Origin of the sequence: Colidextribacter sp. OB.20 (genome assembly GCF_009911595.1) — a bacterium.
GTDB lineage: Bacteria > Bacillota > Clostridia > Oscillospirales > Oscillospiraceae > Lawsonibacter.
The window spans coordinates 1-21,033 of record NZ_QWKG01000010.1 but is presented as its reverse complement, the minus strand read 5'-3'; the positions used below and the strand labels follow the sequence as shown (position 1 = coordinate 21,033).

Here is a 21,033-nt window from a genome sequence, read left to right as displayed (position 1 = left end):
TCGCTTATCCGCTGATATCCACCGCGATAGTGTACTCTCCGATGACGCCCACCGTACTGGAGCCGTTGAGGTAGACCCTGGCGGACACCCGGCTTCCTCCCATGGTGGTCACCTCAGACAGGTCGGCCACCACGATGATCTGGCTGGCGTCAATCTTCTCCAACTCCTCCGCCGGTCCCCGGACGGTCACCAGGACGCTCTGGGTGACCACGTCGGCCTGATAGCCCTCGGCCAGGCCGGTGGTCCGGATATTGGTCACCGGGAACACCTCGGTGTCCAGCCCCTCCACCGTCACCGTGACGGTGGCCGAGGCCAGCCCGCTCTCGTTGGTCAGGCTGGGGTCCAGGGTGATGGGGAAGGTGAAGTCCTTGGTGCCCACCACGTTGGACAGGTCGATGGAGCCCAGGGAGATCTCCTCCAAACCCTCCAGATCGGCCTCAGCGCCGGAAACCACGATCTTCGGGGGATCAACGTCGAGCCTGGCATCGTCCCTCGTGGCGCCGCCGCCGGAGACCACGTTGACGGTGAGGGCCACCTCCTTGGTTTTCACCACCGGAACCACCACATAGGCCGACTCGGCGCTGAGGGTGAGCTCCAGATTCTCCAGGGACTTTCCCTGCTTGTCCACAGGCACCAGAGCCAGATCGCCGGTGAAGCGCTCATTCAGCTCCTCGGTCTTGAGCACCGCCATCACCCGGTCCACCTGATTCACCTGTTCCACGGGGCCGCTGATCACCACCTGCTCCGGCTCGATGGCGATAGTGCCCATCTGATAGCCCTTGGCTACCTTGCCATCCAGCTGGAACTGGATATCGAAGGACTTGCTGTACAGCTTTTCCACCTTTACAGTGACGGTGGACCGCAGGACGGTCAGATCGTCGTAATTGATATTCTCAGGCCATATCTCCCGCCAGCGCAGGGTGTTCTCCCCCTCCACGCAGCTGGAGACGTCCACCCGCACATACAGTCCGCTCCGGTTCCGGAGCAGATTGGCCCGGGCGCTGTTGGGCCCCTCCACCTGGAGCTCCACGACCTGAGGGGTTATCTCGGAAATAGCCAGGCCCTGGCTGGCCAGCACGCTGGCCCCGGTGGTCTCCACCCGCACGTTGTGGATGCTGATGGTCCCGCTGGGATCCACCGCCGCCCGCACATAGACCCATAAAATGATCGCCAGCAGGATGGACAGCAGCACATAGACCCACCGGCTCTCTCTCAGCCGTCCCATCATAGCTCATCCTCCTCCCGCCTGTTTCCGCCCAGCAGCAGACCCAGCAGGGGGAACTGGCCGCTCTTTTTCTCCTCGCCGCTGTCGTTGAGCAGTTCATTGCACAGCAGCCGCTCCAAGGTTTCCGGAGCCAGGTGCCGCTTGAGCATGCCCCCCACGGCGGCGGAGATTGAGCCGGTCTCCTCCGAGACGATGACCACCACGGCATCAGAGTGCTCGCTCATACCGATGCCCGCCCGGTGGCGCATGCCCAGGTCCCGGCTCAGGTTCACGTTGCCCGACAGGGGGAGCATACAGCCCGCCCCCACAATCCGGCCATTTCGGACAACCACCGCCCCGTCATGGAGGGGGGCCTTGTTCCAGAATATGTTCTTCAAAAGCTCGCTGGACACCCGGCAGTCCAGCGCGGTGCCCGTTTTAATCACATCGTCCAGCAGGTTCTGCCGTTCAAAGACCATCAGAGCCCCCACCTTATCCCGGGACAGGTCGGCGTAGGCCTCGGTAGTCTGGGTGATGGCGGTCTCCATCTCCTCTCCCGTCTCCTTGCTGGAGGCGAAGACAAAGCCCAGCCGTCCGCTGCCCATCCGCTCCAGGAAGCGGCGAATCTCCGGCTGGAACAGCACCACCAGCACCAGAAGCCCCCACTGCACCACCTTGTCCAGCAGCCAGCTGGTGGCCGTCAGGGACAGCACCTTGGAGGAGACGAACATGGCCATCATCAGGATGAGCACGCCCCACATCAGCCTGCCTGAGCTGGTCTTGCGCAGCATCCACAGCAGCTTATAGATGATAAAGGACAGGATCGCGATGTCCAAAATGTCGCTCAGCTGGATCTGAAGCAGCGGAAAATTGGACTGTAAAAACACCTGCGCGCTGTGAAACAGCTCTCCTGCCGAGCCCATCTCGCTCACCTTCTTCTTTCCGAGTATTGCCGGACAAAATACTTCATTATGTTATTATACGATATTTCCCTCCGCTTGGCAACCAAAAAGGCAAAATCCCAAATGAAATTTTTCTAAAATTTTTGTGAAAAAGCGGAGCCCCGGGAAGAAGGGCGGTCCGTGCCGCCCTTCTTCCCGGGGCTGTGGTCAGGTCCGCGGCCGGGCAATCTCCCGGACCGCGCGGAGAAACTGGCTGATTTCCCGGTCTGTATTGAACACAGAGACGCTGGCCCGGACCGTTCCGGTGTCCAGCGTTCCGCCGCTCTCGTGGGCCAGGGGGGCGCAGTGCAGCCCCGCCCGCAGGGCGATGCCCTGCTCCCCCAGAGCCTCCCCCACGTCCTCACAGTCCTGCCCCCGGAGCCGGAAGGACAGCACCCCTGTTTGGACCGACGGGTCGGCCGCCAGGAAGGCCTCCGCGCCGGGGATGGCCGTCAGGCCCTCGCCCATATGCCGGATGAGCTGGCTCTCCCCGGCGGCAACGCGCTCCAGCCCCCTGCGCTGGAGAAACCGCAGCCCCTCCAGCAGTCCGGCAATGCCTGTGATATTGTAGGTGCCCGCCTCCAGGCGGTCGGGGAGAAAGTCGGGCATGGCCTGCCGCTTGGACTCGCTGCCCGTCCCCCCCTCCAGCAGGGGGGCCGGGTCCACGCCGCACAGCAGAAGTCCAGTGCCCTGGGGGCCGTACAGCCCCTTGTGCCCGGGCATGGCGGCAAAAGCCGCCCCCAGGGCCTGGAAGTCCAGCGGCAGAACGCCGGCGGACTGGGAGGCGTCCACAATCAGGGGCACCCCCCGCTCCCGGCACAGGGCGGCGATGTCCTCAATGGGCAGGATAAAGCCAAACACGTTGGACACATGGGTGCACACCACCAGGTCGGCCCCTCTGTTCAGCTCCCGGCGGAAGTCCTTCAGAACGGCCTCCTGGTCAAAGAGCCCGCCCCGGGCCACCCGCAGATCCACATCCAAGGCATGGAGGGGCCGGGTGACGGCGTTGTGCTCCCAGCCCGAGATAACTACCCGGCTGCCAGGTCTGGCCAAGGTTTTGATGGCGATGTTCAGCCCGTGGGTGGCATTGAAGGTGAAAACCACCTGCTCCGGGTCGTCCACATGGAACAGCCGGGCCGCCGCCTCCCGGCAGGCGAAGGCGGTTTCCGCTGCCGCCATGGCGGGCTTATGGCCCCCTCTCCCGGGGCTCGCCAGGTGGCCGACAGCCCAGGCGGCGGAGGCGGCGACGGCGGCGGGCTTTTGAAGGGTGGTGGCGGCGCTGTCTAAATAGATCACAGGGCCACCTCCTGATAGCTGCCATCCCCGGCGGTGATATAGACCCGCTTGGGGGTCAGCCCCACCCGCTGTAGGATGCGCAGGGCATCAGGAAGCCTCCTCTGGGATATCTTCACCGAGTGGCTGCACCCTTCGCCGGCGATGCTCTTGGGGGAACGAAGCACCCGGGCGGTAATGCCCGCCCGCTCCAGAGCTGCGGCGGTGCGCTGGGCGTAGGTCAGCGAGCGGCATACGATCAGATAATAGAGCATGGCATAGTTCCTCTCCCGGGGCGAACATCCTCCGCCCCGCAGAATAGCCGGGAGGGGAATCGGTGTCCCCCTCTCGTAACCAGCTTATGCCAATGCCCCGCCGGCTGACACAGCCCGCACCGCTATGCCTCCACCACTGTCAAAACTCCCTCCACCTGGTTCAGCTCCCGGAAAATATCCTCCTTGGTGGCCCCCTGCCGGGAGTGGAGGGTCATCACCGCGCAGGAGGCTCCGTCCTCCTCCCCCTTCCGGGTGATTTCCAAATCCACAAGCTTCACACCCAGCGCGTGGCATTTAGACACCATGTCCTCCAGGGCGGAGGGCCGGCCGTACTCCGCATAGACCGTCACCTCTCGGGTATCCCGGAGCAGATGGTATTCCAGCTTGGAGAAAAAAATCTCCGCCACCAGCACCAGTACGGTGGCGTAAACCGCCCCCTCATAGAACGCGGTGCCGCAGCACAGCCCCACAATAGCCACCACCCACAGCCCGGCAGCGGTGGTCAGGCCCCGCACCCGCTGCCATTTGGTCATCATAATGGCCCCCGCGCCGATGAAGCTGACGCCGGCGATGACCTGAGCCCCCATACGGCTGACGCTGATGGGATAGCCCATAACCACATACAGATACTGGCTGGTGGCGGTGGTCATAGCCGCCCCCAGGCAGATCAGGATGTGGGTCCGGAACCCGGCAGGGCGGCGCTTGCCCGTCCGCTCAATGCCGATGGCGCCGCCGCACACCAGCGCCAGCAGCACCCGGACAGTCATGCCCAGCAGATCGGGCTGGCGCAGGAAATTCAGCTCGGAAAACATAGCCTCACCCTCTTAAATCTCATCAATCGCCCGCACATCCGGGCTGTAGGACAGGTCAGCCAGCAGGCGGGTGTGGGACTGGTATTTGGGCAGATGGAGATAGAATACCACGCTGGAGGTGTTCTCCTTCCGGCTGCTCTCCCTCCGGTCGATCTCCATGTCATAGATCTGGATGCCCCTGTCCTTCAGCGTCCGCACAAAGTCCCTCATCCGCTCAATGGCGGTAAATTCCACATACAGGTTCATATTCCGGGACCTGGCTAAAAGGAAGGTCTCAACATAGGGGAGCACCTTAATGCTCAAAAAGATGGTCAGAAAGCCCAGGAGCATCCCCTCATAAAAGCCCGCGCCAATAGCCAGCCCCATGCAGGCCGAGGCCCACAGCCCCGCCGCAGTGGTCAGGCCCTTCACCTCCCGCTGCTGGGTGATGAGGATGGTGCCCGTCCCCAGAAAGCCGATGCCGTTGATGACCTGGGCCCCGAACCGGGTCACGTCGGTGGTCATGCCCACCTCAAGCTGAGCGCTCTTCCACACCGTATTGAGCATCAGGTGCTGATACTGTCCCAGTATCAGCGTCAGCGCCGCCCCCAGGCACACCAGCATATAGGTGCGGAAGCCCGCCGGGCGCCGCTTGTGCTCCCGGTTGATGCCGATCAGCCCGCCGCACAGCACCGCCAGGGTGAGCCGCAGGAGAACGGAGGGGGTATTAAATTGGCGCAGATAGTCCAGCAAAATCACTTTACCACCACATTTTCCTCTCCCAGCCGCTCGTTCAGCTCCCTGACCAGGGCGGGGTGTATCTCACACCGGGAGCCCACCCGCTGCTTGCAGTCGGCGAAATAGACCACCACCTGGCTCTGCCCGGGGAAGAAGGAGAGAGCCAGCCGCACCTTCCGCAGGCGGGGGTCCTCCCGGCTGGGCAGGCGGAGGTACAGGGTCTGGTCTCCGCCCGGGATTTGGTCCAGGCCGCTGAGGGGCTTGATCTCGTCCACCATCAGCTGGGGGGCCTTGTCCTCCCGGACGGAGATTTTTCCCACAGCCAGAATCGCGGCGTTCTCCCGGATAAAGCTGCCGCTGTCGTTGAGGGTGCGGGAGAAGCACAGCAGCTCCATGGAGGCGGTGTCGTCCTCCAGCATCACATAGGCCATCAGGGTGTTGTTCCGGGTGGTCCGGGTCCGGTAGGTGGAGACCACCCCGGCGATGGACACCCGCTGGCCGTCCCGATAGGCCTGAGGGCCCTCCTCCCGCTCAAAGTCGGTGAGGATAGAGCCGATGGTCACCGCTCCGTACTGTTTAGCCAGCTCCCGGTACTGGTCCATGGGGTGTCCGGAGAGATACAGCCCGGTGGTCTCCTTCTCCATGTTCATCAGCTCCTGGGGGGTGTACTCAGGCAGATCGGGGAGGACCAGGGTGGGCAGGGGGGCTTGCTCCTCCTCTCCCCCGCCCATGCCGAACAGGTCCAGCTGCCCCTCCACGTTCCGCTTCCGTGCGGCGGCGATGCCGTCCAGCACCTGGCCGTAGACCTGCATCAGCTGAGACCGGCGGCAGCCCATGGCGTCGAAGGCGCCGCTCTTGATAAGGCTCTCCAGCATCCGCCGGTTCATGTCCTGGTCGAAGAGCCGGTCGCAGAAGTCCATAAAGCCGGCAAAGGGGCCGTTTTTCTCCCGCTCCTCCAGGAGATTGGCAATAAAGCTGCGGCCCACTCCCTTCAGGGCCACCAGGCCGAAGCGGATGCCCTCCTCCACCACGGTGAAGTTGGCCCCGGACTGGTTCACATCGGGGGGCAGCAGCTGGATGCCCATATCCCGGCACTCGGCGATATACTCGGCCACCTTCTCGGTGGAGTCCAGCACCGAGGTAAGCAGGGCGGCCATATACTCCCTGGGGTGGTGGCACTTGAACCAGGCGGTCTGGTAGCACACAATGGCGTACACCAGAGAGTGGGACTTGTTGAAGGCGTACTCGGCGAAGTCATACATCTCGTTATAGATGGCCTGGGCCGCCTCCTCCGGGACGCCGTTGGCCACACAGCCGGGAATCCTTCGCTTGGGGTCGCCGTGGAGGAAGGCCTCCCGCTCCTTCTCGATCTCCTTGACCTTCTTCTTGCTCATGGCCCGGCGCACCATGTCCGCCTGGCCCAGGGAGTAGCCCGCCAGGTCCTGGAAGATGCGGATTACCTGCTCCTGATAGACGATGCATCCGTAGGTCCCCGACAGGATAGGCTCCAGAGAGGGGTCCTTATAGGTGACCTTGGCCGGGTCCTGGGCGCAGGCCAGAAATTTGGGAATGGAGTCCATGGGGCCGGGGCGGTACAGGGCAATCACCGCGCAGATGTCCTCAATGCTCTTAGGCTTTAATCCCACGCACACCCCGGTCATGCCGGCCGACTCCAGCTGGAACACCCCGGAGGTCTTGCCCTCGGACAGCATGGCCATGGTCTCCGGATCGTTCTCCGGAATTGAAGCAATCGTGAAGCCCGGCTCCTGCTTTTGCACCATTTTTGCCGCGTCGTCCAGCACGGTGAGGTTGCGCAGGCCCAGAAAGTCCATTTTTAACAGCCCAAGCTCCTCCAGGGTGGTCATGACGTACTGCGTGACGGGCAGTCCGTCGTTGGTCGCCAGGGGAACATAGTCCACCACCGGCCGGCGGGTGATAACCACTCCGGCAGCGTGGGTGGAGGTGTTCCGGGGCATCCCCTCGATGGCCATGGCGGTATCCACAAGCTTTTTGGTCACCGGGCTCTCGTCATAGGCGTCCTTCAGCTGCTTGGACAGCTTCAGAGCGTCCTCCAGGGTGATGTGCAGCGCCCCCGGGCCGCTGGGGATCAGCTTTGCCAGGGCGTCCACCTCGCCGTAGGGCACCCCCAGCACCCGGCCCACGTCCCGGACGGAGCCCCGGGCGGCCATGGTGCCGAAGGTGACGATCTGGGCCACGTGGTCCTCGCCGTACTTGCGCTTCACATATTCGATGACCTCCTGCCGCCGCCGGGGGCAGAAGTCGATATCAATATCGGGCATAGACACCCGCTCCGGGTTGAGGAAACGCTCGAAGTACAGCCCGTACTCCATGGGGTCCACATCGGTGATGTTCAGGCAGTAGGCCACCATAGATCCCGCCGCCGATCCCCGCCCAGGCCCCACAGGGATGCCGCTGCCCTTGGCGAAGGCGATAAAGTCGGAGACAATGAGGAAGTAGTCCACAAAACCCATCTTGCGGATCATGTCTATCTCATAGCTGAGCTGCTTCAAATGGCTCTCCGGCTGGTCCGGGTAGCGCCTGGCGAAGCCGTCCAGACACAGCCTGCGGAAGTAGGCCTCCCCGTCGGTCCAGCCCTCGGGGAGCTGAAACAGAGGCAGGTGATACCTGCCGAACTCAAACTCCACGCTGCACAATTCGGCTATTTTGGCCGTATTCTCAATGGCCTCTGGGTGGTCCGGGAAGAGGGCAGACATCTCCTCCTCCGACTTGACGTAAAACTCCCGGGTCTCGAAGCGCATCCGGCCCGGGTCCTCCAGGGTCTTGCCCGTCTGAATGCACATGAGAATGTCCTGGGTCTCGGCGTCCTCCCGGCGCAGGTAGTGGGCGTCATTGGTGGCGATCAGGGGGATGCCCGTTTCCTCACTCAGCCGGATAATCTGGGCGTTCACCTTTTTCTGGGCGGCGATGCCGTGGTCCTGGAGTTCCAGGTAGTAGCCGTCCTCCCCGAAGAGCCCCCGCATCTCCAGGGCCGCCTCCCTGGCCCGGTCGTACTCCCCCGCCAGCAGCAGCCGGGAGATTTCCCCGGACATGCAGGCGGAGCAGGCGATCAGTCCTGCGGTGTGCTCCCGCAGCAGGTCCAGGTCGATCCTGGGCTTGATGTAGAAGCCCTCCAAATAGCCCTTGGACACCAGGTAGGACAGGTTGCGGTAGCCCTCTTCATTCCGGCACAGGAGAACCAGGTGGCTGTAGTGGGAGTCGAACTCGTGGACCTTCTGGAAGCGGGTGCGTCCCCGGGGAGCGACGTAGACCTCGCAGCCGATGATGGGCTTCACCCCCGCTGCCTTGCAGGCCCGGTAGAAGTCGATCACCCCATACATGCAGCCGTGGTCAGTAATCGCCACCGCCTCCTGGCCCATCTCCTTCACCCGCTCTACCAGCTTTTTGATGCGGCAGGCGCCGTCCAGCAGGGAAAATTCCGTGTGCAGATGTAAGTGGACAAAGGACATAGTTGTCACTCCTTTTCCGGCGGCGGACCGCTCAGCTTTTCCTCTAAAAGGGCTAACAGCTCCAAATTATTCTCAATTTTTCCCCATTTCCGTGCGGGGACAACAAGCAGCGCCAAACAAAACAGCACAGTAAGCAACGGCCCCCAGGAATCCGACGTTGCTATAACCCATACCCCGGCCAGAGCCAGCACGGCGGCGAAAAGCGTTATAAGCCTGCTCGTCCATGGAACCGTACTGACGCGCACCAGGCTTCCATCCGCTCCATCCGGCAAAATCACACCCCGGAAGGGGTCCTGAAAGGCCCATACCTTGTCGCTGGCGTGCCCAACGCGGTCCATTCCAGCCGCGCACCAGGCCCCAGGGCCAGTAAAAATATTTGTCTGCCGAAGGGTAAACTCGTTTTCGCCCTTCCATTTCAGGTGAATGGGGCATTTCTTCCCGTAAATAGAGTTGTGCGTCCGCACAAACACCTTTAATTCCCAATTCAACTGTTCCGGAGAAAAGGCACTGTGGAACTCATAAACTGTGCTCATCTTTTTCTCTCCCATCCCCCGCAGGGGCAAGCCTCCCTTCGCAAAGGGAGGTGGCATCCGCAAAGCGGATGACGGAGGGTTTTCTCCTAAAGAGACAGACACCTTTCGTTAGGAGAAAACCCCCACCCGGCTTCGCCAGGAGCCCCCTTTGCGAAGGGGGCCTTTTTCACGCTTCTACTCCGGTCTTGCGGCCTCTTGCAGGGTCTCCCCGGTGAGGCGGTACACCGTCCACTCGTTCATGGGGAGGGCATGCATCCGCTTTGTGTAGAAGTCGATGGAGGGCTGGTTCCAGTCGAGACACGCCCACTCCAGCCGCCCGCAGCCCCGCTCCATGGCAATCCGGGCCAGCTCCTTCAGCAGAGCCTTGCCGCAGCCCTTTCCCCGCTCCTCGGGCAGGACAAACAGGTCCTCCAGATAGATCCCCGCCCGGCCCAGGAAGGTGGAGAAGTTGTGGAAAAACAGGGCGAAGCCCACCGCTTTCCCTCCGGTCTCAGCAAAGATGACCTCCGCCTTTTTCTTCTCAAAAATCCACTCCCGCAGCAGCTCCTGGGTGGCGATCACCTGATCGGACATGTGCTCGTAGTCCGCCAGGGCGCGGATGAAGGTCAGGATCAGCTCCTCATCGCCGGGAACAGCGGAGCGGAAGGTACAGTCAGACATGATATTTCTCCTCATAGTTCAATTCGCTCTGTAGGGGGCGGCCTCTGTGCCGCCCCGCTGTATATCCTCCGGGGACGGAGCGGCGCGGAGGCCGCCCCCTACGTCTCCTTTCCCAGCTCCACCAGCTTCCTCAGCCGGTGATTGAGGGCTGACTTGGTGATGGGCGGGTCGCACCGCTGGGCCAGCTGGGCCAGGGTGTCCTCCGGGTGGGCCAGGCGGAGGGCGGCGGCCTCCCGGAGCTTGTCCGGCAGAGTAATCAGCATGCCGCCGCTGTCCAGCCGGCGGATGGCCTCCATCTGAGTCATGGCGGCCTCCACTGTCTTGTCCAGGTTGGCGGCGTCGCAGTTCACCCGCCGGTTCACCTTGCCCCGCAGGTCCCGCTCCAGCTTGGCGTTCATCACCTCCATAGCGGCGACGGGCGCCCCGATGCAGGTGAGGAAGTCCTCAATCTGGTCGCTCTGTTTGAAGTAGAGCACCGTATTCCCCTTGCGCTGGGCGGACTTGGCCTCCTGGTCCAGCTCCCGCATGAGGGCCAGCACCTCCCGGCTGACGCTGTGGTGGGAGGTGGCCAGCTCCAGGTGGTAGCTCTTCCGGGGGTCGGTGACCGACCCCCCGGCCAGAAAGGCCCCACGGAGAAAGGCGGCACGGCAGCAGTTCTCCTCCAGCATGGCGAAATTCACATGGAGGGCCAGCGCCTTCGGGTCAGATCCGAAGGTCTGGTGGAGCACTGCCAGCTTGTCCGGGCTGTCCAGCACAAACACCTGCTTCCCCTCTCCCTCCGGCAGACTGTCGAAGGAGAGCTTAAATGCCTTTTTGAACAGGGCGGGCAGGCGCTGGGCAAAGGCCCGGTTTTCCGTCACCACCCGGGCCTGCCCGGCGGTGAAGGTGTTGCAGTAGAGCAGCACGCCGTAGGCCTCCGCCTGGGCGCAGCACCTGCGGCTCAGGGGGGTCCGGCACAGCTCGGTTTTCACGTCTCCCGCAAAGGACATAGTCACTCCTCCAAAATATAGCGCCGCTCCCCCCGGAAGATGCGCACCGCCCGCTGGCGGTAGATCTCCAGAACCGCCTGGGCCAGCTTATCCGGGTCGTGGCGGGCGTAGCTGCCCTTTTCCGAGGCCACTGGCCGCTCCACCAGCTCCAGCCCCAGGCGCGCGATGCGCTCCCGGTCCACTGTAAGGGGGACGGCGCCCTCCTCCCGATACTTCTCCAGCAGGCCGGGGTCCACCGGGGCGGTGTTGGCCAGGCACAGGTCCACCAGCCCCGGCTCTCCGTGGACCAGCAGGGCCTCCAGGTGGTCGGCGGCGGTGTAGCCCTCTGTCTCCCCGTCCTGGGTCATGATGTTGCAGATGTAAATCTTGGGGGCGTTCGACCGGGCCACCGCCTGGGCCACCCCCTCCACCAGCAGGTTAGGGATGACGCTGGTATACAGGCTCCCCGGCCCCAGCAGGATCAGGTCGGCCTCCCCGATGGCCTCCAGGGCGGCGGCCGTGGCCTGAGGCCGCTCTGGAATCAGGCTCACATGGTGAATGCGGCAGTCCTGCCGCTTCTTAAAGGCGGCAATCTGAGACTCCCCCACCACCCGGGTGCCGTTCTCAAAGACAGCCTCCAGCTGCACGTCGGCGCTGGTCACCGGGATCACCCGCCCTGTGATGGCCAGAACGTGGCTCATCTCGGCCACCGCCTCCTCAAAAGAGCCAGTAATGCCGTTGAGGGCGGCCAGGATCAGGTTGCCGAAGGACTGCCCGGCCAGAGAGCCCTCGGTGAAGCGGTAAGTAAGCAGTTTCTCCATAACGGGCTCGGTGTTGGCCAGGGCCTCCATGCAGTGGCGGATATCCCCCGGCGGGGGCATCCCCAGGTCCTGGCGCAACACCCCGGAGCCGCCCCCGTTGTCCGCCACCGTGACAATGGCGGTGAGATTTTTGGTATATTTCTTCAAGCCCCGCAGCATGGTGGACAGCCCCGTCCCGCCGCCGATGGCGGCAATCTTCGGGCCCCGCTCCCATTGCTGGAGGGTGGAATATTCAGACATAAGGACTCCTCTTTTCCATCCTGTAGGGGCGCACATTGTGCGCCCGTTCTATCGCTGCACAGTACGTTATCGTGCGGGCGCACACTGTGCGCCCCTGCATAAGCTGCGGTTCTTTGACAGGCGGCCACAGGCCGCCCCTGCATAGAGCGTCACGTCCGCCCCAGATCCCGGTGGCTCTCGGCCACCGGCCAGCCTTGGGCCTTGACCTTGTCCGCCAGGGCGTGGGCAACGGCCACCGAGCGGTGATGCCCGCCGGTACAGCCCACGGCGACAACCAGGGAGGTCTTGCCCTCCTCCTCATACCGGGGCAGCAGCCAGCCCACCAGCTCCCACAGCCGCCTCAAAAACTCCTCCGCCTGCCCGTTCTGAAACACATACTCCCGCACCCGGGTATCCAGGCCGGTGCGGGCGCGCAGCTCAGCCACATAGAAGGGGTTTGGCAGGAATCGGGCGTCAAAGATCAGGTCGGCCTCCATAGGCACCCCATGCTTGAAGCCGAAGGAGGTCACCCTGACCTCCATCCTCCCCTCAGACGTCCCCGCCCGGCCGAACATCTGCCGCAGAACACCCTTCAGCTTGGCGGTGGACAGATTGGTGGTATCCACAATCTTGTCCGCCCGGTCCCGCAGGGCGGACAGCATCCGCCGCTCCAGGGCGATGGCCTCCTCCAGGCTGTCAGTCCCGTCGGCCAGGGGGTGGGCCCGGCGGGTCTCCTTATACCGCTTGATGATGGTCTCGTCGGAGGCGTCCATAAACAGGATACGGTAGGCGCACTTCATCCCCTCCAGGCTGTCCAGGGCCTGAAACAGGCTCTCGAAGTTGGTGCCCGCCCGGACGTCGGTGACCAGGGCTACCCGGTCGTACTCCCCGGAGCCCGCCATGCCCAGCTCGGCGAATTTGGGAATCAGGGGAGCGGGCAGATTGTCCACACAGAAGTAGTCCATATCCTCCATGAAGGAGGCCGCCTTGCTCTTTCCCGCTCCGGACAGGCCGGAGATTATCACAAATTCCATTGATATCACTCTCTTTTGCAACACATTTACTCCCCCCTTTTATGGGGGAAGCGGCCGAAGGGGGTTTGTTGAGCAACTGCGCCCCCTCAGTCAGCCTCCGGCTGACAGCTCCCCCACAAGGGGGGAGCCTTTAGCGCTCCTTCTCCACCAGGGGGACCAGCACGGCCAGAATGGCCTCCCCCAGCTCCTTCGGGCCGACGCCCTCCCGGAGCACCGTGCAGGGCTCCAGCTCCGGGACAAAGCCCCGCTCGGAGCGGCCATCCAACCGGGTAATGGACAGCTCCGTCCCTCTCAGCACAACGTCAACCATAGAGGAAGCCGCCTGAAAGGCCTTCCAGCTGCGGAGGCCGGGCTGGAGCCAATAGCCCTTGGCCTCCGGGTCATACTGGATGCGATTTTGTTTCAGCTCGTCCAGCAGCTCCAGCACCGCCGCGCCCAGCTCCTCCGCCTGGGGCGGCCAGGGGAGCCTTCGTGCCTTGTGGGAGGCGCATTTGATGCCCACAGTGGGCACCAGCAGGGTGGTTTTCTCCCGGACGGCGTAAATGCCCACCGGATATCGTTCACTCAGCTTCATCTCAGCACCTTGACCTCCATCTCCAGCTCCACGCCGGTCTGCCGGAGGACTTCCTCCTTCACCTGATCCACCAGCGCCAGCACATCGGCGCAGGTTGCCCCGCCCCGGTTGACCACGAAGCCGGCGTGTTTCTCTGACACCTGGGCCCCGCCCACGGCGAGCCCCTTCAGGCCGCACTGGTCGATGAGGGCGGCGGCGAAGTGCCCCGGGGGCCGCTTGAACATGGACCCGGCGCTGGGGTATTCCAGGGGCTGCTTCTCCCTGCGCTTGCCCGCCAGCTCCTCCATACGGGCCTTGATGGCGGCGGGGTCCCCCTGGTCCAAATGGAAGCGGGCCTTCAAAATCAGGCACTTCCGGTCGGAAAAAATGCTGTGACGGTAGCCGAAGCCGCACTCCGAGGCGGGCAGAGTACAGACCTCCCCCGCCTCGTCCAGAAAGGTGACCGACTCCAGCACCTGGGCCATCTCCCCGCCGTAGGCCCCGGCGTTCATGGTGACCGCCCCGCCCACGCTGCCCGGGATGCCGCCGGCGAACTCCAGGCCGGTGAGATTCCGTCCCAGGGCACAGCCTGACAGCGAAGACAGCAGAACAGCGCCGCCGGTCACCAGCAGGTGGTTGGCCTCCCAAACCCGGTTCAGTTCGTCTACAGAATAACGGCCGCTCAGTTTCATCACAAAGCCGGGATACCCCTCATCCGACACCAGCAGGTTGGAGCCGTTGCCCAGGAAAAAGGGCTCCACACCCAGCTCCCGGGCGGCTTGCAGCACCATTTTCGCCTCACTCACCGACTTGGGCAGGGCCATCAGAGCCGCCGGCCCGCCGATGCGGAAGGTGGTGTGCCTGGACATGGGCTCGTTCACCCGCAGCTCCAGAGCGGGACGGAGCTCTCTCAGACGTTTTTCCAGTCGTTCCATAGGTCCTCCCTGATTTAAGGTTGTGTATCGTTTGATTATAGCAGGTTTTTGCAAAAAATAGAATAGGGGGAAGAAAAAAACTGCCGTGGTTCTCCACAGCAGTTTTCACTCTTCGGTTTTTACAAGCTCCAATGCCTCACGGATGCCCGTCTCAGCGGATTGAAGATATTCCCAGGCCGCCCGAAAGCCATCCGCATAGGGCTCTTCCTCGCATTTCATCCCGAGGGTCATCAGCTCAATCGCTTTAATCCCACAGTGGAGCCGCTCCAGCGGTTCCTCCAACTTCACCAGTAATTTCTTCTCGTCCATGCGTATGTCCCTCCATTCTGATATTCAAACGAATATCGTTCCGTCATTATTGCACATAACTATTGTATTGTCAAGATATCCAAACAGCTATCATGGAGAACATAGTTATGGGGTATTACAAACGAATACGGGACCTGCGAGAAGATCATGACTTGACCCAGCGTCAATTATCTGCAACACTCAAAATCACGCAACCTCAATACTGCCTGTATGAACAGGGATATCGGGATATTCCAACTGATATTTTAATTGCTCTAGCTAGGATATACGACACTTCCACCGACTATATCTTAGGACTAACAGATAATCCCAATAAACCTATAGGAAAGAGCTGAAAAATATGGCTACTGACAAGCGAGTATTCACTTTAAGACTGTCTGATGAAGTATTTGACAAAATTGGGATTCTCGCCACTTCTGAGCATCGGTCCATGACCAATTACATTGAATATGTCCTGCTTAAACACTTAAATGAATATGAAACAGCCAAGGGCCCTATCAAAGGTTCAGAATAACAGCCTGAAAACTCCCTTGTCTTTCTTGCGGAAAATGTGTTATAATGTGCTCATAAGGATATCACAGCTACGGTTGACACATACGCAGGAGGTGAGCAGAAGTGAACATGCAGGAGAACGCCAGATTGATTCTCGGGCTCAGGTACAAGGGGTGGACCGACACCGAAATTACGGACTTTCTTCTTTGGATTGAATCCGGGGAGGAGCAGTACAGGCCGAAATAGAGCGAACAGCGTGACAGCTGATTTGAGGAAAAAGATATGATAGACGTAATGACAGACAAGCAGTTCAAGACCATTTTAGAAATGGTAGATATGATTCTCGACGGCTGCAAGGATCTGGACGAGGCCAAGCAGAAGGTCCAAAAACTGATTGACAATCAGAGCGGCAAAAAAGAGGAATGAAAAAGGCCCGGGCATAGCCCGGGCCTTCGCAATTACACCAGATTACACAGCAGGGCCGCGCCGACTACGCCGGCGTTGTTGCCCAGGGAGGCCTTCTCAATGCGGACCTTGTGCTCCTTGTCGAAGCACCCCCGCCAGACCAGCTCACGCAGGGGGTCCAGGAGCAGGTCGTCCTCGGCGTTGCTCACCCCGCCGCCCAGACAGATGATCTCAGGCTGGAGGATGTTCACAATGTTAATCATGCCGATGGACAGCCCCTGGAGGTATCTGGACAGCACCCGCTTGGCGGCGGGGTCGCCCAGCCGGGCGGCCTGGAAGGTGGTGCGGCCGCTGACCTTAAAGCTGTCTCCGTCCACGATGGTCCACATCTCGCTTCTCCGGTCCCACTCCATCTCCTGCCGGGCCATCTGGATCAGGGCGGTGGCGGAGCCGTACCGCTCCCAGCAGCCCCGGCTGCCGCAGCCGCACAGGACGCCGTTGGGCTGGATAATCATGTGTCCGATCTCCATGCCGGAGTTGGCGAAGCCGGTGAACAGCTTGCCGTCGATAATCATGCCGCCGCCGATGCCGGTGCCCAGCGTGACCATCACCGCCGGGTCGCAGCCCTTGGCCGCGCCGGCCCAGTACTCGCCCACGGCGGCGCAGTTGGCGTCGTTGCCCAGAAAGACGGGAATATCCCACTCCTTCCGGAACATTTCCCGCAGGGGGACGTTCTTATCCCGGAAGGGCATATTGGGGTTTTGCACGAAGAGTCCTGCCTTGTTGTCCACCGCGCCGGGCAGGCCTATGCCCACAGACTCGACCTTGGACGGGTCGATCTCTCCCACCTCGCACAGCCGGCGCGACATGCGCACCAGCTCCAAGCCGAACTGCTCCGCCGTCATGTCCTTAGCCACCGGCGTGGTCACCTGGTTGAAGATGTGCCCCAGCTCGTTTACCAGTCCGGCCACCAGGTTGGTGCCGCCCACGTCAATTCCGATGTAAAGCATTACTCTCCCCCTCTTTCCAATTCCTGTTGAAAGTGTCTGTCCATGCGGTCGGTCAGCTCCTGGGCCGCGTTGTGGCCCATTTTCCGGTTGCGGTTGTTCATGGCCGCCACCTCCACGATTGCGGCCAGGTTTCTGCCCGGCTTTACCGGAATGGTAGCCACAGGCACCTTCACGCTTAAAATTTCCATAAAGTGGGACTCCAGCCCGAAACGGTCATAGATCGCCGAGTCGTCCCAGGGCTCCAGGTTCACCACCATGTCGATCTCCTGGAAGGGCTTGATAGCCCCCATGCCCAGCAAACGGACGATGTCGATGACGCCGATGCCCCGCAGCTCCATATAGCCCCGGATCAGCTCCGGAGAGGTAGCCATCAGGGTGTGGCGGCTGGTCTCCTTAATCTCCACCGCGTCGTCAGCCACCAGCCGGTGGCCCCGCTTCAGCAGCTCGATGGCTACTTCGCTCTTGCCCACGCCCGACTCCCCCTGGATGAGCACTCCCTCGCCGTAGATCTCCAGCATCACGCCGGAGCGGGTGATCTGGGGAGCCAGGTGGTTGAAGAGGCTGCCGATCAGGGCGCTCATGAACATGGCCGTCTCCTGGGTGGAGCGCAGCACCGTCCGGTCGTGCTTCTCCGCCATCTCCATGCACTCAGAAGGCAGCTCCAGCCCCCGAGTGAGGATCAGGGCGGGCACCGGATAGGACATCAGCTTGTCGAAGCACTCCCGCCGCCGCTCCGGCGGCAGGCCGGTGAGATAGGTGTGCTCCGTCAGGCCGATGAGCAGCAGGCGCTCAGTGTCAAAATGCTCAAAAAATCCCGTCAGAGGCAGGCCGGGGCGGTTGATATCCAGTGCCCGCAGAGGGGCATTCTGATAGTCCTTGCCGCCCCGCAGGACCTCCAGGTCAAATTCCCGGATAATTTCCTCTAATTTTACGCTTTTTTGCTCCACAATGGTCAAGACTCCTTTCCCGCTGTTTCCCAGCGGCCCCGCTGGGCATTGTGCTGTGTTAAGTATAAATCAAGGCGGGGTTTTTTGTCAATTACTTCCGCCCCCCCTCTCCAAAAAGAATATAAAAAATCTCCTGTGCCAGGCACAGGAGATTTTTTACTTTCCATTACACAGCGCGGGTGACCTTACCGGAACGGAGGCATCTGGTGCAGACGTAGACGTGAGTGGGAGTACCATCCACGATCGCCTTTACCCGCTTCACGTTGGGCTTCCAGGCGCGGTTGGAGCGGCGATGGGAGTGGGAAACCTTGATGCCGAAGGTCACGCCCTTGTCGCAAAATTCGCATTTGGCCATGTTGCTTACCTCCTCGCTATGAGAATCTATGAAACGCCTTCAAAAAAGCTTCGACTGATATCATAACAGATATTCCGTGGAAATGCAAGCATTTTTTTCAAAAAGGCGGCCGGTTTTTCAAACGGAGCTCCAGCCTATTTCAGAACGCTCTGAATCCGCTCCACGGCGCTCCTGGTCTCCTCTGCGTCGCCGAAGGCGGTGAGGCGGACATAACCCTCCCCGCTGGGCCCGAAGCCGGCGCCGGGAGTGGTGACTACGCAGGCCTTTTTCAGCAGCAGGTCAAAGAAGTCCCAGGAGCCCATGCCGCCGGGGGTCTGAGCCCAGATATAGGGGGCGTTCTCCCCGCCGTAGACCGTCAGGCCGGCTGCGGACAGCCCCTCCTTAATCACCTTGGCGTTGTTCAGATAGTAGGCGACGGCCTCTTTTGTCTGCTCCTGCCCCTCCGGGGTAAGCACGGCCTCGGCGGCCCGCTGGACAACGTAGGGCACGCCGTTGAACTTACTGCCCTGACGGCGGTTCCACAGGTCACGCAGGCGCGCGCCCCCACGCTCCAGCTCCTTGGGGATCACCGTGTAGGCGCACCGGACCCCGGTAAAGCCGGCGGTCTTGGAGAAGGACCGGAACTCGATGGCGCAGGTCTTGGCCCCCTCCACCTCGAAGATGCTGTGGGGGATGCCCGGCTGGGTGATGAATGCCTCATAGGCCGAGTCATACAAAATCACACTGCCGTGGGCGTTGGCGTAGTCCACCCAGGTCTTGAGCTGCTCTCTGGTGGCAGCCCCGCCGGTGGGGTTGTTGGGGGAGCAGATATAGATCAGGTCCGGGACCTTCCCCCCCTCGGGCAGGTCGGGGAAAAAGCCGTTTTCCGCCGTACAGGGGAGATAGACCAGGTCAGTCCACCGCTCCCCGTCGTAGCTTCCGGCCCGGCCGGCCATGGCGTTGGTGTCCACATAGACGGGATACACCGGGTCACACACCGCCACCACATTGTCCAGCCCAAAAATATCTCCGATGCTGCCGCAGTCGGTCTTGGCCCCGTCGGAGACGAAGATCTCGTCGTCGGCGATGTCCACCCCCTGCTCCTTGTAGGACCTCTGAATGGCGAAGCGGAGGAAATCATAGGCGCAGCAGGTCTCCTCGCAGTAGCCCCGGAAGGTCTCCTTACGCCCCATCTCCTCCACCGCCCGCTCCATGGCGGCGATTACCACGGGGGCCAGGGGCTGGGTCACGTCCCCGATCCCCAGACGGATCAGGGGCATAGGGGGTTGCTCGGCCGAGAAGGCCCGGACGCGGCGACCGATCTCCGGAAAGAGGTATCCCCCGGGCAGCTTCAAAAAGTTCTCATTAATTTTTACCATGGAGTATCCGCTCCTTCTGGAAAATTAGAAGAAGGACACGCCGCAGGGCGTGTCCTTCTGGTACGGGCGAAGGGATTCGAACCCCCGACCTACTGGTTCGTAGCCAGTCACTCTATCCAACTGAGCTACGCCCGCATACCGTAAAGAGGTCTCCCTCTCGACAGCTTGATTAGTATAGCACAGTCCTTTTGAAAATGCAAGAGGTTTTTTCCAATTTCTCAGGTTTTTTTCAAACTCCAGCCTGGCAGGCACCAACAGGAAAGCTCTTTTTCGGTTCCGCCCGGCGAGGGCAAAACCGGCGCGCCGAGAGGCGCGCCGGTTCGTCTGCGGATAATTGGAGATCAGCCGCCGAACACCTTGATCATGAAACCGGCCGCGCAGGCGGAGCCGATTACGCCGGCCACGTTGGGACCCATGGCGTGCATGAGCAGGAAGTTGGAGGGGTTCTCCTTCTGGCCCACATTCTGAGCCACACGGGCGGCCATAGGTACGGCGGACACACCGGCGGAGCCGATGAGCGGATTGACCTTGCCCTTGGTCAGGATATACATCACGTCGCCCAGGATCAGGCCGCCGGCGGTGGACAGCAGGAAGGCGGTCAGGCCCAGGATGATGATGCCCAGAGTCTGGGGAGTCAGGAAGGTACTGCCCACGGCCTTGAAGCCCACGGACAGGCCCAGGGGGATGGTAACGATATTGATCAGGGCGTTCTGGGCGGTGTCGGACAGGCGCTCGGTGACGCCGCTCTCACGGAACAGGTTGCCCAGCATGAGCATACCGATCAGGGGGGCGGTGTCGGGCACCAGCAGAACGACGAAGATGGTCACGGCGATGGGGAAGATAATCTTCTCGGTCTTGGAGACCACGCGCAGCTGACCCATCTTCACCTGACGGGCCTTCTTGGAGGTCAGGGCCTTCATCAGAGGAGGCTGAATCATGGGAATCAGCGCCATATAGGAGTAGGCCGCGATGGCGATGGCGGGCAGCAACTCCACAGCCAGCTTGGAAGCTGTCAGAATGGCGGTGGGGCCGTCGGCGCCGCCGATGACGCCGATGGCGGCGGCCTCAGCGGGCGTGAAGCCCAGGGCCAGAGCCATCAGGAAGGCGGCGAAGATGCCCAGCTGAGCGGCAGCGCCCAGCAGCAGGGAGGTGGGGTTGGCCAGCAGAGGACCAAAGTCGGTCATTGCGCCAATTCCCATGAAGATAATAGACGGATAGATGGCCCACTGAACGCCCTGATAGAGCACCCACATGAAGCCCACAGTTCCGCTGTGGGTAGCGGCATCATAGACAGGCTCGGCAAACAGGCCGGTGATGGGCAGGTTGGCCAGCAGCATACCGAAGGCGATGGGAACCATCAGCAGAGGCTCATAGCCCTTGCCGATCCCCATGTACAGCAGCACGCAGGCAATGAACAGCATTACAAGAGTCCGCCAGTCAAACAGTCCCGTATCAGGATTGGAAAGGATAGCAGCAAAGCCGGAACCGTTGGCGATTGCAAAAATTACATCTTTTAAGAATTCCATACTTTACTCCTCCTTTCAACCGATGGTGACCAGCAGGTCATCGGTATTCACGGCGGTGCCCACAGTGGCGGCCACGGCCTTGACGGTGCCGGCCACAGGGGCGGACACCTCGATCTCCATCTTCATGGCCTCCAGAACGATGAGCACGTCGCCGGCGTTGACAGACTGGCCCACAGAGCACTCCACCTTGAAGATGTTG

25 protein-coding genes and 1 tRNA gene are annotated in these 21,033 nt (G+C 61.6%); 4 read left to right on the top strand and 22 right to left on the bottom strand.

Translation table 11 applies throughout. The features are described 5' to 3' along the window. Positions 1 to 4: 4 nt before the first annotated feature. The 15 genes from D1641_RS03620 to D1641_RS03550 all read right to left on the bottom strand — a co-directional run bounded on the left by D1641_RS03620 (position 5) and on the right by D1641_RS03550 (position 14,741). A complete protein-coding gene (locus tag D1641_RS03620; RefSeq protein ID WP_160663040.1) occupies positions 5 to 1,228 on the bottom strand; it encodes a CdaR family protein in 1,224 nt (407 codons plus the stop codon). Beyond that, positions 1,225 to 2,127: a diadenylate cyclase CdaA gene (gene cdaA, locus D1641_RS03615; protein ID WP_160663039.1), complete on the bottom strand. Its 903-nt coding sequence runs from the start codon at positions 2,125 to 2,127 to the stop codon at positions 1,225 to 1,227. The genes D1641_RS03620 and cdaA overlap by 4 nt, the downstream gene beginning before the upstream one ends. A gap of 186 nt (positions 2,128 to 2,313) precedes the next feature. Beyond that, on the bottom strand, positions 2,314 to 3,441 hold the full coding sequence (locus D1641_RS03610; protein ID WP_160663038.1) for an aminotransferase class V-fold PLP-dependent enzyme: 1,128 nt from the start codon (positions 3,439 to 3,441) through the stop codon (positions 2,314 to 2,316). Further along, positions 3,438 to 3,692, bottom strand: coding sequence for a DUF3343 domain-containing protein (locus D1641_RS03605; protein WP_160663037.1), 255 nt, complete (start codon positions 3,690 to 3,692; stop codon positions 3,438 to 3,440). The genes D1641_RS03610 and D1641_RS03605 overlap by 4 nt, the downstream gene beginning before the upstream one ends. A gap of 122 nt (positions 3,693 to 3,814) precedes the next feature. Continuing rightward, the gene (locus tag D1641_RS03600; protein ID WP_160663036.1) at positions 3,815 to 4,504 is read right to left on the bottom strand and encodes an MgtC/SapB family protein; all 690 of its coding nucleotides are present in this window, start codon (positions 4,502 to 4,504) and stop codon (positions 3,815 to 3,817) included. A 12-nt stretch (positions 4,505 to 4,516) separates the two neighbouring features. Continuing rightward, positions 4,517 to 5,236: an MgtC/SapB family protein gene (locus D1641_RS03595; protein ID WP_201757225.1), complete on the bottom strand. Its 720-nt coding sequence runs from the start codon at positions 5,234 to 5,236 to the stop codon at positions 4,517 to 4,519. Between the two features lie 2 nt (positions 5,237 to 5,238). After that, complete coding sequence (locus D1641_RS03590; protein WP_160663034.1) at positions 5,239 to 8,709, bottom strand: DNA polymerase III subunit alpha; 3,471 nt, start codon at positions 8,707 to 8,709, stop codon at positions 5,239 to 5,241. Between the two features lie 5 nt (positions 8,710 to 8,714). Next, entirely contained in the window at positions 8,715 to 9,242 is a 528-nt protein-coding gene (locus D1641_RS03585) for a hypothetical protein (protein WP_160663033.1), read from the bottom strand. A gap of 174 nt (positions 9,243 to 9,416) precedes the next feature. Continuing rightward, the gene (locus tag D1641_RS03580; protein ID WP_160663032.1) at positions 9,417 to 9,902 is read right to left on the bottom strand and encodes a GNAT family N-acetyltransferase; all 486 of its coding nucleotides are present in this window, start codon (positions 9,900 to 9,902) and stop codon (positions 9,417 to 9,419) included. 98 nt (positions 9,903 to 10,000) lie between these two features. Beyond that, positions 10,001 to 10,891, bottom strand: a complete 891-nt coding sequence (gene whiA / locus D1641_RS03575; RefSeq protein WP_160663031.1) for a DNA-binding protein WhiA — start codon at positions 10,889 to 10,891, stop codon at positions 10,001 to 10,003. A gap of 2 nt (positions 10,892 to 10,893) precedes the next feature. After that, positions 10,894 to 11,931, bottom strand: a complete 1,038-nt coding sequence (locus D1641_RS03570) for a gluconeogenesis factor YvcK family protein (protein WP_160663030.1) — start codon at positions 11,929 to 11,931, stop codon at positions 10,894 to 10,896. A gap of 149 nt (positions 11,932 to 12,080) precedes the next feature. Continuing rightward, on the bottom strand, positions 12,081 to 12,944 hold the full coding sequence (gene rapZ, locus D1641_RS03565; protein ID WP_160663029.1) for an RNase adapter RapZ: 864 nt from the start codon (positions 12,942 to 12,944) through the stop codon (positions 12,081 to 12,083). A 130-nt stretch (positions 12,945 to 13,074) separates the two neighbouring features. After that, positions 13,075 to 13,518: a hypothetical protein gene (locus D1641_RS03560; RefSeq protein ID WP_160663028.1), complete on the bottom strand. Its 444-nt coding sequence runs from the start codon at positions 13,516 to 13,518 to the stop codon at positions 13,075 to 13,077. Further along, entirely contained in the window at positions 13,515 to 14,432 is a 918-nt protein-coding gene (gene murB, locus D1641_RS03555) for a UDP-N-acetylmuramate dehydrogenase (protein ID WP_160663027.1), read from the bottom strand. Before murB ends, D1641_RS03560 begins: the two co-directional genes overlap by 4 nt. Before the next feature lie 105 nt (positions 14,433 to 14,537). Beyond that, complete coding sequence (locus tag D1641_RS03550; protein ID WP_160663026.1) at positions 14,538 to 14,741, bottom strand: hypothetical protein; 204 nt, start codon at positions 14,739 to 14,741, stop codon at positions 14,538 to 14,540. Positions 14,742 to 14,833: 92 nt separating this feature from the next. Here D1641_RS03550 and D1641_RS03545 point away from each other — a divergent pair, with 92 nt between their 5' ends. The 4 genes from D1641_RS03545 (at position 14,834) to D1641_RS03540 (ending at position 15,659) form a co-directional block, all read left to right on the top strand. Continuing rightward, the gene (locus D1641_RS03545; protein ID WP_347707379.1) at positions 14,834 to 15,076 is read left to right on the top strand and encodes a helix-turn-helix transcriptional regulator; all 243 of its coding nucleotides are present in this window, start codon (positions 14,834 to 14,836) and stop codon (positions 15,074 to 15,076) included. Between the two features lie 5 nt (positions 15,077 to 15,081). Continuing rightward, positions 15,082 to 15,255: a hypothetical protein gene (locus D1641_RS19095; protein WP_201757224.1), complete on the top strand. Its 174-nt coding sequence runs from the start codon at positions 15,082 to 15,084 to the stop codon at positions 15,253 to 15,255. A gap of 101 nt (positions 15,256 to 15,356) precedes the next feature. Continuing rightward, complete coding sequence (locus D1641_RS19640) at positions 15,357 to 15,479, top strand: hypothetical protein (RefSeq protein ID WP_279285648.1); 123 nt, start codon at positions 15,357 to 15,359, stop codon at positions 15,477 to 15,479. A gap of 36 nt (positions 15,480 to 15,515) precedes the next feature. Further along, positions 15,516 to 15,659, top strand: coding sequence for a hypothetical protein (locus tag D1641_RS03540; protein WP_160663024.1), 144 nt, complete (start codon positions 15,516 to 15,518; stop codon positions 15,657 to 15,659). Between the two features lie 32 nt (positions 15,660 to 15,691). Here D1641_RS03540 and D1641_RS03535 read toward each other — a convergent pair whose 3' ends face one another. The 7 genes from D1641_RS03535 to D1641_RS03505 all read right to left on the bottom strand — a co-directional run. Beyond that, positions 15,692 to 16,648, bottom strand: coding sequence for an ROK family protein (locus D1641_RS03535; protein WP_160663023.1), 957 nt, complete (start codon positions 16,646 to 16,648; stop codon positions 15,692 to 15,694). Continuing rightward, positions 16,648 to 17,595, bottom strand: coding sequence for an HPr(Ser) kinase/phosphatase (gene hprK, locus D1641_RS03530; protein ID WP_347707378.1), 948 nt, complete (start codon positions 17,593 to 17,595; stop codon positions 16,648 to 16,650). The genes D1641_RS03535 and hprK overlap by 1 nt, the downstream gene beginning before the upstream one ends. Before the next feature lie 166 nt (positions 17,596 to 17,761). Beyond that, positions 17,762 to 17,950, bottom strand: a complete 189-nt coding sequence (gene rpmB, locus D1641_RS03525; RefSeq protein WP_160663022.1) for a 50S ribosomal protein L28 — start codon at positions 17,948 to 17,950, stop codon at positions 17,762 to 17,764. Between the two features lie 134 nt (positions 17,951 to 18,084). Continuing rightward, positions 18,085 to 19,308: an LL-diaminopimelate aminotransferase gene (locus D1641_RS03520; RefSeq protein ID WP_160663021.1), complete on the bottom strand. Its 1,224-nt coding sequence runs from the start codon at positions 19,306 to 19,308 to the stop codon at positions 18,085 to 18,087. A 58-nt stretch (positions 19,309 to 19,366) separates the two neighbouring features. Then, positions 19,367 to 19,443, bottom strand: a tRNA-Arg gene (locus D1641_RS03515). 206 nt (positions 19,444 to 19,649) lie between these two features. After that, the gene (locus tag D1641_RS03510) at positions 19,650 to 20,834 is read right to left on the bottom strand and encodes a sodium ion-translocating decarboxylase subunit beta (RefSeq protein WP_160663020.1); all 1,185 of its coding nucleotides are present in this window, start codon (positions 20,832 to 20,834) and stop codon (positions 19,650 to 19,652) included. A 15-nt stretch (positions 20,835 to 20,849) separates the two neighbouring features. Continuing rightward, on the bottom strand, positions 20,850 to 21,033 hold a 184-nt coding region (locus tag D1641_RS03505), incomplete at its 5' end, for a biotin/lipoyl-containing protein (protein ID WP_160663019.1).

Coding starts and splice junctions, on each gene's coding strand:
- D1641_RS03620 (WP_160663040.1), bottom strand. CDS start 1,228: ATGATGGGACGGCTGAGAGAGAGCCGGTGGGTCTATGTGCTGCTGTCC.
- cdaA (WP_160663039.1), bottom strand. CDS start 2,127: ATGGGCTCGGCAGGAGAGCTGTTTCACAGCGCGCAGGTGTTTTTACAG.
- D1641_RS03605 (WP_160663037.1), bottom strand. CDS start 3,692: ATGCTCTATTATCTGATCGTATGCCGCTCGCTGACCTACGCCCAGCGC.
- D1641_RS03600 (WP_160663036.1), bottom strand. CDS start 4,504: ATGTTTTCCGAGCTGAATTTCCTGCGCCAGCCCGATCTGCTGGGCATG.
- D1641_RS03590 (WP_160663034.1), bottom strand. CDS start 8,709: ATGTCCTTTGTCCACTTACATCTGCACACGGAATTTTCCCTGCTGGAC.
- D1641_RS03585 (WP_160663033.1), bottom strand. CDS start 9,242: ATGAGCACAGTTTATGAGTTCCACAGTGCCTTTTCTCCGGAACAGTTG.
- D1641_RS03580 (WP_160663032.1), bottom strand. CDS start 9,902: ATGTCTGACTGTACCTTCCGCTCCGCTGTTCCCGGCGATGAGGAGCTG.
- whiA (WP_160663031.1), bottom strand. CDS start 10,891: ATGTCCTTTGCGGGAGACGTGAAAACCGAGCTGTGCCGGACCCCCCTG.
- D1641_RS03570 (WP_160663030.1), bottom strand. CDS start 11,931: ATGTCTGAATATTCCACCCTCCAGCAATGGGAGCGGGGCCCGAAGATT.
- rapZ (WP_160663029.1), bottom strand. CDS start 12,944: ATGGAATTTGTGATAATCTCCGGCCTGTCCGGAGCGGGAAAGAGCAAG.
- D1641_RS03560 (WP_160663028.1), bottom strand. CDS start 13,518: ATGAAGCTGAGTGAACGATATCCGGTGGGCATTTACGCCGTCCGGGAG.
- murB (WP_160663027.1), bottom strand. CDS start 14,432: ATGGAACGACTGGAAAAACGTCTGAGAGAGCTCCGTCCCGCTCTGGAG.
- D1641_RS03550 (WP_160663026.1), bottom strand. CDS start 14,741: ATGGACGAGAAGAAATTACTGGTGAAGTTGGAGGAACCGCTGGAGCGG.
- D1641_RS03545 (WP_347707379.1), top strand. CDS start 14,834: ATGGAGAACATAGTTATGGGGTATTACAAACGAATACGGGACCTGCGA.
- D1641_RS19095 (WP_201757224.1), top strand. CDS start 15,082: ATGGCTACTGACAAGCGAGTATTCACTTTAAGACTGTCTGATGAAGTA.
- D1641_RS03540 (WP_160663024.1), top strand. CDS start 15,516: ATGATAGACGTAATGACAGACAAGCAGTTCAAGACCATTTTAGAAATG.
- D1641_RS03535 (WP_160663023.1), bottom strand. CDS start 16,648: ATGCTTTACATCGGAATTGACGTGGGCGGCACCAACCTGGTGGCCGGA.
- rpmB (WP_160663022.1), bottom strand. CDS start 17,950: ATGGCCAAATGCGAATTTTGCGACAAGGGCGTGACCTTCGGCATCAAG.
- D1641_RS03520 (WP_160663021.1), bottom strand. CDS start 19,308: ATGGTAAAAATTAATGAGAACTTTTTGAAGCTGCCCGGGGGATACCTC.
- D1641_RS03510 (WP_160663020.1), bottom strand. CDS start 20,834: ATGGAATTCTTAAAAGATGTAATTTTTGCAATCGCCAACGGTTCCGGC.